The sequence below is a fragment of the Longimonas halophila genome (assembly GCF_002554705.1).
In the GTDB taxonomy this organism is placed as follows: domain Bacteria; phylum Bacteroidota; class Rhodothermia; order Rhodothermales; family Salinibacteraceae; genus Longimonas; species Longimonas halophila.
In genome coordinates, this window is the sequence record NZ_PDEP01000008.1 from 101,564 (window position 1) to 113,838 (window position 12,275).

Here is a 12,275-nt window from a genome sequence, read left to right on the forward strand (position 1 = left end):
CTGGGTAGGTGGGATGAGTCGTTAGGGCGAGTAGAGACGCACCAGTGGCACGTCTCTACGGGGGCGCGTCTCTACGGGATCGGTCTGCAAATGTCAATCCGCAGGCACTGCGACGGAATGGAGCGCGTTTGCCGCGCTTGCGCCCATGGGTTACAGATTTTCGTTGTGCACGAGGCTGCGAAGCTGGGACGCACGCTCGGCGATGGCACTCCGCTCTGCATCCTCCTTACGCCGCAGGTTGGCGAGCTGAAAGTTCATACGCCGATTGCCGCTGAGCGTGTCTTCGTGGCGATCCAGAAAGTCCCAGTAGAGCGTGGTGAACGGGCAGGCGTCGTCGCCGGTCGCTTTGCCGGGGTCGTAGCGGCAGCCCGCACAGTAGTTGCTCATGCGGCTAATGTACTTGCCCGAGGCGGTGTAGGGTTTGGTGCCCACGTATCCGCCGTCGGCATACTGCGACATGCCCAGCATGTTAGGCACCGATACCCACGGCCAGGCGTCGATGTAAAATGCTTCGTGCCAGTCGTTTAGCTCGTGTGGGTTGATGCCGTAGAGCAGCCCGAACAGTCCCGTGATCATGAGGCGCTGGATGTGGTGGCCGTAGGCGTGGTCGACGACCTGCGTGAGCGCATCGTGCAGGCACGCCATGTGGGTGTCGCCCGTCCAGTAGAACTCGGGCAGCGGCTCGGTGGCGTCGAGCTCGTTCATGGCGGACCAGTCGTCGGCGCGGTGCCAGTAGAGCCCGCGGATGAACTCGCGCCAGCCCAGAATCTGGCGGATGAAGCCCTCCACTGCGTTGAGCGGAGCCTGATCGTTGTGATAGGCCGCTTCGGCAGCAGAGACCGCGTCGCGCGGATCGAGCAGTTTCAGGTTGAGTGCGGGCGAAAGCTGCGAATGCGAGAGCCAGGGTCGCCCGGTCCACATGGCATCCTGGTGCGTACCAAACGTGGGCAGACGCTCCTCAATGAAGCGGTCGAGGGCTTCCTGAGCCTGCTCGGGCGTTACCGGCCACGGAAACGGCTCCGTGAGGCGTCCGGGCGCATCGGGGTATGCCTGTTTCACATCGGCGAGGGCTTCCTGCACATACGGATCGTCAAGATACGACGGCGGATCAGGGAGCAGGCCGGGGCCGTCGGCCCCGAACGACGCGCGGTTGTCCTTGTCGTAATTCCAGTTGCCGCCCACGGGGCTGCCATCGTCGGTGAGCAGACAGTTGTAGGCGCGGCGCTGTTCGCGATAGAAGTACTCCAGCGTGGGGGATTTGCGGCCCTCGACCCAGTCGGCGAACGTGTCGTGATCGCACAAGAAATGCGTGTCGTCGTGCAGCGTGAGCGGCACGCCTGCCTCGTGGCAGACCTGTTTCAGGCTGCGGCGCTGTGCAAGCGTGCCCGGTTCGGTGGCATGGACCGATTCGGGGGTGTGCTCGCGCAAGGTGCGCGTTAGTTGAGCCAAGGGGCCGACCTGCTCGACCGATTCGGTACACGCTTCGTAGCGAACCGTGAAGCCCTGGTTGCGCAGGGCATCACGAAAATAACGCTGCGCCGCCACCACATAAACGCGTTTCTGCACGTGCTCGGTCGTATCCGGTGCTGTGTGTTCAGTGAGCACGCACACATCCTGCTCCAGATCGGTGTCCTCAAAAATCGGAGCCGACCGGTTTAGTTGATCGCGAAAGAAAACGAGGAGGCGGCGCATTGGGGGGTGTTGTACAAAGGGGGATGCGAAAGAGCGGCGGCGGTGCAGTGGAAAAGAGGGAGACAAGCGTTTAGCTGCTGCGCACGGTGCCCAGTCCGCCATCAACGCCGATGACCTGTCCGGTGACCCAGTCGGCACTCGGGTCTGCAAGCCAGCAGATGGCGTCGGCCACATCCTCGGGCTGGCCCACACGGCCCAGCGCGTGCATGGCTTCGGACTGCTTGCGCCCGGCATCCGACTTCAGGATATTGGCCGAGAGCGGCGTATCTACCAGCCCCGGCGCCACGCAGTTGATGCGCACGCCGCGCTTGGCATAGGTCGCTGCTGCCGCCCGCGTGAGTCCAATGATGCCGCTCTTCGCTGCTGCAATGGCCTCATGGTTGTTGAGTCCGATGCGTCCAACCGCTGAGGAGCTCAGCACAATGCTTCCGCCGGAGCGCATGAGCGCCCGCGAGGCCGCTTTCACTGTAAAGAAGGACGAGTCAAGGTTCAGCGCCATCTGCTCGCGGTATTCCTCGACAGATGTGAGGTGCGCCGGCTTTAGCATGATGGAGCCGACGGTATGAATAACGCTGTCGATCTGGCCGTATGTTTCGGTCGCGGCATCGATGATGCCCTGCACTGCGTCGTATGCGGTGGCATCAAGCGGATGCACGGTGGTTTCGGTGTTGAGGGAATCCGCCAGGTCGTTCAGGTCCGATTCGGTACGTGCACCCAGCACCAAACGAGCGCCATCGTCGGCCAGGCGGCGGGCCACTTCTGAGCCGATGCCGCCGGTGGCACCAATCAAGACAAAGACGGGAGATGCATCAGAAGACGCCATAGGAGAAATAGGGGGTCAGAAGATCATTGCGGAAACGCCATGCAGCGTGGGGATGCATGCACAGCGCAACGTTTTAGGATGAATGTGCAGGCAAGATTCTACGATTGCACAGATATCGGTAGATCGTTACGGGCCTTGCAGATCGGGCGCAGGAGCGTTCGTCGCCTCATCGCACCGATGGGGGGCACTGTCGGTGCCAGGTTCTGTGATTCATCGTACAATCTCACAGGCACTGCCACAAAAAAAGCGGACGCCCAGTGCAGGGCGTCCGCTTGATGCATCCGGCTAAACCAATTAGATTTAGCATGATGCCCGTGTTATGATGAGAGCGAGTCATCTCACTCTTCCGGCGGCATCAGCACACCATCAATGACGTGGATCACGCCGTTCGCTGCTTCGATATCGGCTTGTACGACCTGTGCGTCACCAACCATTACACCGTCGGAGGTCACTTCGATGGAGAGGCTATCTCCTTGTAGCGTAGGTACCGACTGTGTGCCTTCGCTCAGATCGCCCGACATGGTGGCACCTTCCACCACATGATACAGCAGAATCGACTCCAGTTGCGACTTGTCTTCGGCACCGATCAGGTCTTCGAGAGCACCATCAGGCAGCGATTCAAAAGCCGCATTCGTCGGAGCGAACACCGTGAAGGGGCCGTCGCCTTCCAGTGCCGACACGAGACCGGTTGAGTCGAGTGCCGTAACGAGCGTGCTGAAGCTCGAGTCTGCTACAGCAACATCAACGATGGTGAGGGAGTCCTGCGTCATGGTGGGCGCATCCTCGTCCGCGCTCATGTCTTCGCCGTCTGAGGCATCAGGCGTTTCTCCGCCGCCACAGGCCGACAATCCAATAACGAGCACAGCGGCCAGCAGCAACATTGAAAGCCCGCGTGTGATGTACGATTGAGATGATATCATGGATGATCCTCCGTAGTTAGTCAACAAAAAGCGTAAAAGCCGAACAGAAAAAACAGGTCTTGCAGTACCGTAATATGACACGGCGTGCTGTTCTTTCATGCATCACCAGTTGGCATGCTCACGACCGCATGAAACATGCGGGTCAGCAACAGAGCCTCGCGGTGTGCGTGGGGTGACGAGACAGCAGCAAGACTACGGTCCCTAATATGACGCATACGTACTACCAAATACCACTGCCCCCATAGGTGTGATTGCAATTATGTTACAATTCAATGATTAAATGGTGTAACGTTCGTCTGATTCAGCCATGCTTCTTGTCCTCTCATTCCTTTATTTCTCTTTCAGACCAGATCTCCATCACTGCGGCTCGTCTCTTCTACCCAAATCTTGGTGTATTATCCACCCAACGGACCTACATGGAAAAACGCCCTACTCGCCGCGTCCGAGTTAGGAGAGCGGCGGCGTAGGGCGCAGCAGTGCAGGCTGCAGGTAGTTGTTCGGGAGGCAAAGGGATTGCATCCACCGCGGTACTACCGCACAACAACCGAGTCTTCGTCGCTTGAGGCTCCGTTCGACGGCCCAGTGTGCATGTGCTTTTCAGCGTCGGGCACCGTAAAGAAGGCCTCAGGGTCGGCCACAGCCTCATCTTCGAGCACTGTGTCGATTACACTGTCCACGCGCTCGGCATACGTTACGGTGATGCCGTCGAGCGCATCGTCGGCAATCTCTTTTACATCCTTCTCGTTTTTCTTGGGGAGTACCACCCGTTCGATGCCTGCGCGCTTTGCAGCCAGCACCTTCTCTTTGATGCCGCCAACGGGAAGCACGAGTCCACGAAGCGTGATTTCGCCGGTCATTGCCACGGTGTGTTTTACGCGGCGCTGTGTAAAGGCTGAAACCAGCGCGGCCAGGATCGACGTGCCTGCCGAGGGGCCATCCTTGGGTACCGCACCAGCGGGCACATGCACGTGCACATCCCAGTAGCGGAACGCATCCTGCGGAATACCCAGTTCGTCGGCACGGGCTTTTACGTACGAGAGCGCGGCCTGGGCCGACTCTTTCATCACGTCGCCCAGCTGTCCGGTCAGAATCATACGGCCCGATCCGCGTGAGAGTGACGCCTCGATGAAGAGAATATCGCCGCCAGTGGGTGTCCATGCCAATCCCGTGGCTACGCCTGGCACTTCAGTGCGCTCGGCCACCTCCGAGAAGTACTTGCGCGCGCCAATGTACGGTTCGATGTCATTGGGCTCGACAGTGGTCGACTCGATTTCGCCGGTGGCCACCTTCTTGACCACGCCCCTGCATACGGCGCCAATGGTTCGCTCCAGTTGGCGCACGCCTGACTCGCGGGTGTAGCCGTCAATGAGCCGCATGAGCGCATCGTCGGTGAAGCCCACCTGGTCCTCCGTAAGGCCGTTCTCCTCAATCTGGCGCGGCAGCAGGTATTGCTTGGCGATCTGGAGCTTCTCATTCTGCGTGTAGCCGTTGATCTCGATCATCTCCATCCGGTCGCGCAGCGGGGCCGGAATCCGCTCTACGTAGTTGGCCGTAGCCACAAAGAGCACCTTCGACAGGTCGTAGTCGAGCTCCAAGTAATGGTCGTTGAAGTTGTCGTTCTGCTCGGGATCGAGCACTTCGAGCAGCGCACTGGAGGGGTCGCCCCGGAACCCACTGTCGAGCTTGTCGACCTCGTCGAGCATCATGACAGGGTTGTTGGTTCCGGCTTTCTTGAGGCTCTGCAGAATGCGACCGGGCAGCGCACCCACGTAGGTGCGACGGTGGCCCCGGATCTCGGCTTCGTCGCGCACGCCTCCGAGGCTCATCCGCACAAATTTACGCCCGATAGCGCGGGCCACGCTCTTGCCCAAGCTCGTCTTGCCCACGCCGGGCGGCCCGTGCAGGCACAGAATAGGCGCCTTCATATCGCCCTTCAGCTTGAGGACGGCCAGGTACTCCAAGATGCGTTCTTTCACATCTTCGAGCCCGTAGTGGTCTTCGTTTAAGATCGTCTCGGCCCGTTCAATGTCGAGCTGGTCCTCGGAGTATTCCAGCCACGGCAGGTCCAAGATCCAGTCGACGTAGTTGCGCGTGACGGCGTAGTCGGGCGCAGCCGGGTTGGTGCGTTCCAGCCGGGTGAGTTGCTTTTCGAGCTGCTCACGCGCCTCGTCGGGCAGGTCCTTCTCGGCCGCGCGGTCGCGCAGTTCCTGAATCTCGCCGCCGCCAGCGCCTTCGCCCAGCTCCTCCTGAATCGCTTTCAGCTGCTGACGCAACAGGTACTCGCGCTGCTGCTCGTCGACATCGGTCTTTACCCGCGATCGAATCTCTTCCGACAGCTCCAGCACCTGCAGTTCTTCGTTGAGCTGGTCGAGCACCTTGTTGGCCCGCTCGGCCACCGGACGCGTGGCAAGGATGTCCTGCTTCTTGTCGACTTCAACCTGTAAGTTCGATGCGATAAAGTGCACCAGGAACGTAGGCGACTCGATGTTCTCGATTGCTTCAGCGGCTTCGCTGGGCAGGTTCGGCGACTTGTTCACGATTTGCACCGCCAGCTCCTTAATGGAGTGGATGAGTGCCTGAATCTCCAGATCTTCGCTGGCCTCGGGGTTGCGTACGGCCTCCACCTCTGCTTGGAAGTACGGCTCCTGCTGCGTGTACTCGCCGATTTCGATTCGCCGCTTCCCCTGAATCACGATGGACTTCGAGCCATCGGGCATTTTGATGAGCTTTAGGATCTCGGCAACGGTGCCTACGTCGTAGAGGTCACTCGGTGTGGGATCTTCAACCTCACTCTCCCGCTGGGCAACCACGCCAATGAGGCGATCGTGCTCGAAGGCTTCGCGCACCAACTGGAGCGAGGTGTCACGTCCCACGGTGATAGGCAACACCACCCCCGGAAACAATACCGTGTTGCGCAGTGCCAGGATGGGCAGCGTCTCTGGTATGTCGGCATTGCTCATCTCTACCTCCTCGTCGGGCGTAGGGAGCGGAATACGCTGCTCTGGGTCGGGCCCGGCATCGTCCATCGAGAACAGGTCACTCAGGTCGAGTTCATTCATATAAAAGCAGCTACACAGAGAAAAAGCAGAACGGACCGCTGCGCGTCAGGTGCATGGAGCGCAGCCGTGTCGAATTGGGAACAGCCACAAAGACCAGACCATCGTTCACATACTGCGTTTAACCGACAAGTTGGCACGGTCGGACCCCAGCTACGCATCGTTTGGGGAATGCTGCTCCGACAAAACCGCCGTGATGGCAGCCCGGAGGTCGCTGGAGGTAAACGGCTTGCTCACAACGTGAGTAACATGAGGATGGGCCGGACTCGTGTCGGTATAGCCGGAGAGGAGCACCACACCCAGCTCGGGGTGCCGCGCATGAACGGCCTCGGCCAGTTCAGCGCCATTCATCTCGGGCATCCCAAAATCGGTAAACATGAGGTCGAAGGGGGTGTCAGACAGCACATCGAGCGCTTTCTGTGCCGATTCGACCGGCGTAACGGCATGGCCCTGGTGCGTAAGCAGCTTGTCGATCGTACGGCGTACCATTGCCTCATCATCTACGACGAGAATACGGCATTGCGGGGCAGACTCAGAATCGCCTTGGTCTGTGGAGGCAGACGGGCTCTCGGCATGATCGGCACAGGGGAACTGTAAGGTAAATGTGGTGCCCTTGGTGGGCGCACTGTCCACACGAATGATGCCGTTGTGCTCTTGTACAATGCTGTATGTGGCCGAGAGGCCCAGCCCGGTTCCGTCTTCGCCCTTTGTCGTAAACAACGGTTCAAAGATACGGGCCTGCACGTCGTCGTCCATGCCCATGCCTGTGTCACGCACCTGGACGGTCACGGCAGGTGCCGCCTCGGAGACCACCTCGGCCTCCCGCTGATACGGCGCGCCCATGTGGCTGGCGTAGGTGGTGAAACGCAGCGCTCCCCCCTCGGGCATCGCATGTACGGCATTCAGGATGAGGTTCACAAACACCTCGCGTAGCTCCGACGCTACACCCTTGATGGGCGGTGGATGCTCGTAGGCTCGCTCTACCTTAATGGTGATGCCCTGGCGGCGCGGTTCGTTGCGCCAGTAGGGCTGCGTAAGCGTGAGGCAGTCGTTGATTAGCGCTTCGATGTCGAGCGTCTCGATGTGCACCTCGGTATCATCACGGATGTAGCGCTGCAGCTTTTGGATGAGCGATGCTCCATCGGAGGCCGCCTGATGCACTGTGTTTAGCGATGATTGCACATCCTCGGGCAGCTTGTGCAGCACATTGGCCTCGCGCACCAGCTCCAGGTGCCCCATGAGTCCGCTCAGCAGGTTGTTGAGGTCGTGGGCCACGCCCATCGTCATGCGGCCCAGCGTCTCCATACGGTGGCGCTTCGTTTGCGACGGCACCCAGCTCGACGGCTCGGCCAGCACCTCGCCCGTAACCGTGATGGCCCCAATGCGGGGCCCATCGGATGCGACTTGACGTACAGGAATCACATTGAGCAGAATGGGAAGCGGCTCGTCGCGGCTGGGTGTCTGTGCCGATACGAGCAGCCCGGTTACCAGTGCGCCCGAGGCCGCCTCCTCCAGCGCTCCCATGGCGCGCTGCTGGTCGTCGTCGGGCAGGCGGCCCCATGGCGAGTGCGTAGCTCCCATCACATGGCGCCAGGCCTCGTTGCAATGCACAATCGTGCAGGGGGTGTCGGGCCGGGGGCGGGAGGCTGAGGAACGACACGACCATGTAGCAACAAGAAGTTCAGGATTCATGATGGAAGCACCGGTGCATGATCAGGACAGAAGCGAAGTTGCTGGGGGAGCGTGCAATGCGTGCAAGAAACGGAAGAGTAGGCATCCAATACAAGTCCTGCTATGCCTTTTTATGTAACTTGACGTCGGCCTGCATGTACGAATGCATGTTGGGGCGTCTCTTTCATTTTGTATCACCGACCGTCTACACAACTATGTGGCACGACAGCGTTTTGGGAACCGTGGGCAACACGCCTTTGGTGCGCATCAATAAACTGGCCGACGCGGTGCCATGTACCGTTTTAGGCAAAGTCGAGTTTTTCAATCCGGGTGGTTCGGTGAAAGACCGCATTGGCATCTCGCTCATTGAGGACGCCGAAGAGAAGGGGCTGATTGAACCCGGCGGTACCATTATTGAGGGCACAAGCGGCAATACCGGCGCGGGACTTGCGATCACGGCCATTGCAAAGGGATACCGGTGCATCTTCACGACAACCGACAAGCAGAGTCAGGAGAAGGTCGATGTGCTCCGTGCGCTGGGCGCTGAAGTGCTTGTGTGCCCGACTAATGTTGAGCCCGACGACCCGCGTTCCTACTACTCCACGGCCCGCCGCCTGGCCGAAGAGATTCCGAATTCGGTCTACCTGAATCAGTACGACAACCCGTCGAACGTGGCGGCGCACGTAGAAACCACTGGGCCCGAGTTGTGGGAGCAGACGGAAGGCCGCATCACCCACTTCATTGCGGGCGCCGGCACCGGCGGCACCATTTCGGGCACCGGGCGCTACCTCAAGGAGCAGAACGAGGAGATCACAGTCGTCGGCGTTGACCCCCACGGCTCGGTCTTCCACAAGTACTTCCATGAAGGCGTGTTCGACCACGACGAAATCTACCCGTACGTAACGGAGGGCGTGGGCGAGGATATTTTGCCCGAGAACATGGACTTCGATGTGGTCGACGACTTTGTGCAGGTCGACGACAAGACCACCATGCAGATGACACGCCGCCTGGCCCGCGAAGAGGGGCTCTTCATTGGGCAGTCGTGCGGCATGGCAATGGCCGGCGCGCTGCAGTGGCTGCACGACCACGAGGCTACGCTCGACGAAGATGATGTCGTCGTGGTCTTGCTCCCCGACTCGGGCTTCCGGTATCTCTCTAAAACCTACAACGACGAGTGGATGCGAAGCCACGGCTTCTCGGAAAGCCGCACCAACGTCACCGTAGAGCATGTGCTCAAGCGGCGTTCAACGGATGCGCCCGTCATTGCTGCCTCTCCCAATGACACACTTGGCTCCATTATTGAGCGGATGACCGACAAGGGCATTTCGCAGATGCCCGTGATAGATGCTGAAAACGAGGTGGTGGGGAGCATCACGGAAACACAGATCCTGAACGCGCTGATTGCTTCCCCTGAAGCGCGCAACGAATCCGTTAAGACCGTAATGGGCGATCCGCTGCCGGTCGTTCCTCCGTCATTGCATCTGGAGCATCTGTCAAGTTACCTTGAAAGCGGTGCCGGTGCTGTGCTTGTAGAGCATGACGCTGCCGACGGTACCTACGCCGTGATCACCAAAAGCGATCTCATTGGTGCCCTCGCCCAGTCGAACGGAAACGGCACCCCCTGATTGTCCGATCCTTCTTCTTACTTCCTCCCTGTTCATATGGCCACATTCGACCCCAACACCGACGGCGACTCTGAGTTGAACATCGAGCTCACCCCCGAGAAAGCCGAAGGTACGTATGCGAACCTTGTTATGATTGCGCACTCGCCCGAGGAGTTCATTCTCGACTTTATTCGCGTGGTGCCCGGTGTACAGAAAGCCCGCGTCAAGAGCCGCATCATCGTAACGCCGCAGCATGCCAAGCGCCTGCTCAACGCGCTCCAAGATAACATTTCGCGCTATGAGGAAGCCCACGGTGCCATTGCCGAACCCGATGGCGATGATGGAGGCAACAACCCTCCACCCATGAATTTCGGAGGCTTCCGAGGCAAAGCCTAAGAACCTGTTCTTGTTCGAATTTAACGGTTCGACCGAGGGCCGGTCGACCAAAACTACTTGGCGAACGAGAGCCCCCATGTGCTCCATTGCAAAAAAAGCCCGATGCGCTGTGCATCGGGCTTTTTGATATTATGCTGGTTATGAGCCGGCGCAGGCTGTACAGTGCCGGGCGCTCCTCCAACGCCCGAATGACAGCGTGTCCGTTATGGATATGGGGACGCGTCCTACTCCTGTGCGTTGCTGCTATCGGAGGGCGGCATCGTGTCGATGTCGACGCCGGCTCCGCCCATAAGTGTGCCCAACTCATCCGGCTGAATACGTCCTACGATGTTGATAAACAGCAGCCGGTCGTCAGAAGGATCGCTCATCATCATGGTAAGCCCCGACACCTCCTCATCGTCGTAACGCATGAAGAGCGACACGTCTTCGCCCTCATCGCGGACATGCATCACGCGCTCCCATCCGCTGTCGAGCAAGTCGTCGGCAAAGCGGTCGAGCAGGTCGGAGTAGTCAGCCGTCGCCATGTTTTCGGTGGGGAAGCCACGCATCTGAATTGAGCGTAGGTTTTGCATCAACCCCGCAGCGGCACTGTCCTCTTCGCGGGCGGCACGGCTGCGCACCATGTCGAGCAGGGCCCCCTGAATCGTAACTTCGATATTGGGGCGCATGTCAAGAGCATCAGCAACGCGGCTCAGGTCTACATAGCCGGGGTCGTTGGTTACACTATCCGACTGCGCCAGGCTCACAGGAGGGCCTGCAACACTGGTTATGCATAGAAGAGCAAAGGCAATGGTAAGGGAACGCAAAGTACGCATAGGAGGAGGCAAGGTTAGGGGGTAGCAGACGAGGAGGCGTCATCGTGCGCGTCGAAGAATGGACTTAGTGCACGCTCCATTTCGCGTTCGGCGGTCGTGCTGGCATCCTGACTTGCATCTGATATGTAAGCCAGTACCAGCTCCGCCTCGGCATGCGCTTGGGCCACGTCCTCGTCGGTGTAGGGCGCTTCAATGTGGGATTCGGTTGGCGGTGCGGTATCCGAAGAAAGCTGAGGCAACACCGGGTCGGCGATGAGCCAGGCCAGCGCGGTAACGAGCACCGCCGCCAGGGCCGTGCTGTATGCGGGGCGCATCAGTACGTCGAAGGCAGCCGCCACGCGGTCGAGCCACGGGGGGCGCGCATCGGCAGACGAATCGGGAGCGGCGTGGCCTGCCGTTGCGGTTGCGTCTGCAGATGCACGCACCGTTTGGTCGAGGATCGCCTCGGTGCACTCCGGCGGGCAGGAAGGCGTAGGGTATTCATGCAACGCGGTACCAATCCGCTTGGCATGACGCACCTGCGTCTTCCAATGAGGCGCCGTTTCAAGCGCCGCCTCAAACCGCACGGCCTCATCAGCAGGCAGCGTGCCGTCTACATAGGCCTCAACCCGCTCATCCATCCAGTCGTCGGGGGGGCGCGTCGAATTACGTGGGTTCATAGTCGAGTACTTCAGCCAGTTCGTGACGTAGTTTCTTGCGACCGCGGTGGATGTACACCTTCACTGTGTTGATCGGCATATCCAGCGCGTCGCTGATTTCCTTGTACTTCATGTTGTGGAGCTCCCGCATCGTAACCACGCTGCGGTACGGCTCGTCAATCTCGGCAAGGGCCGCATCCAGCCGGGTCTCAAAGTCAGCGCTCTCGGCATCGGCGTACGGATCAGCCTCCGCATCGGGCGCCCGGTGCAGGTTTTCGGAATCCACTGTAACCGACTTCCGGCGTGTTTGCCGCTTGCGCAGCAGGTCGATGCAGGCGTTACGCGTGACACGCATCAGCCAGGCAATCGCACGCTCATCGTCAACATCGTCGTAGTGGTTCCAGTAGCGGATGAACACGTCTTGCGTTACATCCTTCGCAGCCGCATCATCTTTCAGGTAAGCGCAGGCAAACCCGTAGATGCGATCTTGGTACTGGTGTACACGTTCAGTAAAAGCGTCCACAAAACAAGGGAGTGGGTGATGGAGGCACAAGCCGACAAAGGTGGGAGCATCTCCCGTGTTCACCCGCATTCACGTATCGAAGGAGATCTTTGTTACAGAGGCACATCGTTTCGATGTAGAAGCCGTAACCAGTGCAT

The 12,275-nt window shown here is 59.6% G+C and carries 10 protein-coding genes; 2 read left to right on the plus strand and 8 right to left on the minus strand.

Features of this window, described 5'->3' with window-relative positions; all coding sequences use genetic code 11:
* Positions 1 to 150: 150 nt before the first annotated feature.
* The 5 genes from CRI93_RS09645 to CRI93_RS09665 form a co-directional block, all read right to left on the minus strand.
* Positions 151 to 1,692 (minus strand): cryptochrome/photolyase family protein, encoded by a 1,542-nt coding sequence (locus CRI93_RS09645; RefSeq protein WP_098062427.1) that lies wholly within the window; start codon positions 1,690 to 1,692, stop codon positions 151 to 153.
* A 70-nt stretch (positions 1,693 to 1,762) separates the two neighbouring features.
* Positions 1,763 to 2,515 (minus strand): SDR family NAD(P)-dependent oxidoreductase, encoded by a 753-nt coding sequence (locus tag CRI93_RS09650; RefSeq protein WP_098062428.1) that lies wholly within the window; start codon positions 2,513 to 2,515, stop codon positions 1,763 to 1,765.
* 338 nt (positions 2,516 to 2,853) lie between these two features.
* Positions 2,854 to 3,435 (minus strand): fasciclin domain-containing protein, encoded by a 582-nt coding sequence (locus CRI93_RS09655; protein ID WP_217992525.1) that lies wholly within the window; start codon positions 3,433 to 3,435, stop codon positions 2,854 to 2,856.
* A 530-nt stretch (positions 3,436 to 3,965) separates the two neighbouring features.
* A complete protein-coding gene (lon, locus tag CRI93_RS09660; protein ID WP_098062430.1) occupies positions 3,966 to 6,494 on the minus strand; it encodes an endopeptidase La in 2,529 nt (842 codons plus the stop codon).
* Positions 6,495 to 6,644: 150 nt separating this feature from the next.
* Complete coding sequence (locus CRI93_RS09665; RefSeq protein WP_098062431.1) at positions 6,645 to 8,183, minus strand: hybrid sensor histidine kinase/response regulator; 1,539 nt, start codon at positions 8,181 to 8,183, stop codon at positions 6,645 to 6,647.
* A gap of 194 nt (positions 8,184 to 8,377) precedes the next feature.
* On the opposite strand from CRI93_RS09665, the gene CRI93_RS09670 reads away from it, so the two are divergent.
* Both CRI93_RS09670 and CRI93_RS09675 read left to right on the plus strand, forming a co-directional pair.
* On the plus strand, positions 8,378 to 9,787 hold the full coding sequence (locus tag CRI93_RS09670) for a cystathionine beta-synthase (protein ID WP_098062432.1): 1,410 nt from the start codon (positions 8,378 to 8,380) through the stop codon (positions 9,785 to 9,787).
* Positions 9,788 to 9,823: 36 nt separating this feature from the next.
* Entirely contained in the window at positions 9,824 to 10,162 is a 339-nt protein-coding gene (locus CRI93_RS09675) for a DUF3467 domain-containing protein (RefSeq protein ID WP_098062433.1), read from the plus strand.
* Positions 10,163 to 10,386: 224 nt separating this feature from the next.
* On the opposite strand, the gene CRI93_RS09680 is transcribed toward CRI93_RS09675, so the two are convergent.
* From CRI93_RS09680 to CRI93_RS09690, 3 genes are read right to left on the minus strand one after another with little or no spacing between them, the layout of a single operon-like run.
* Positions 10,387 to 10,977: a DUF4252 domain-containing protein gene (locus tag CRI93_RS09680; protein ID WP_098062434.1), complete on the minus strand. Its 591-nt coding sequence runs from the start codon at positions 10,975 to 10,977 to the stop codon at positions 10,387 to 10,389.
* A 14-nt stretch (positions 10,978 to 10,991) separates the two neighbouring features.
* The gene (locus CRI93_RS09685; RefSeq protein WP_141491653.1) at positions 10,992 to 11,636 is read right to left on the minus strand and encodes an anti-sigma factor; all 645 of its coding nucleotides are present in this window, start codon (positions 11,634 to 11,636) and stop codon (positions 10,992 to 10,994) included.
* On the minus strand, positions 11,623 to 12,138 hold the full coding sequence (locus tag CRI93_RS09690) for an RNA polymerase sigma factor (protein WP_245850438.1): 516 nt from the start codon (positions 12,136 to 12,138) through the stop codon (positions 11,623 to 11,625). Before CRI93_RS09690 ends, CRI93_RS09685 begins: the two co-directional genes overlap by 14 nt.
* Positions 12,139 to 12,275 lie beyond the last annotated feature (137 nt).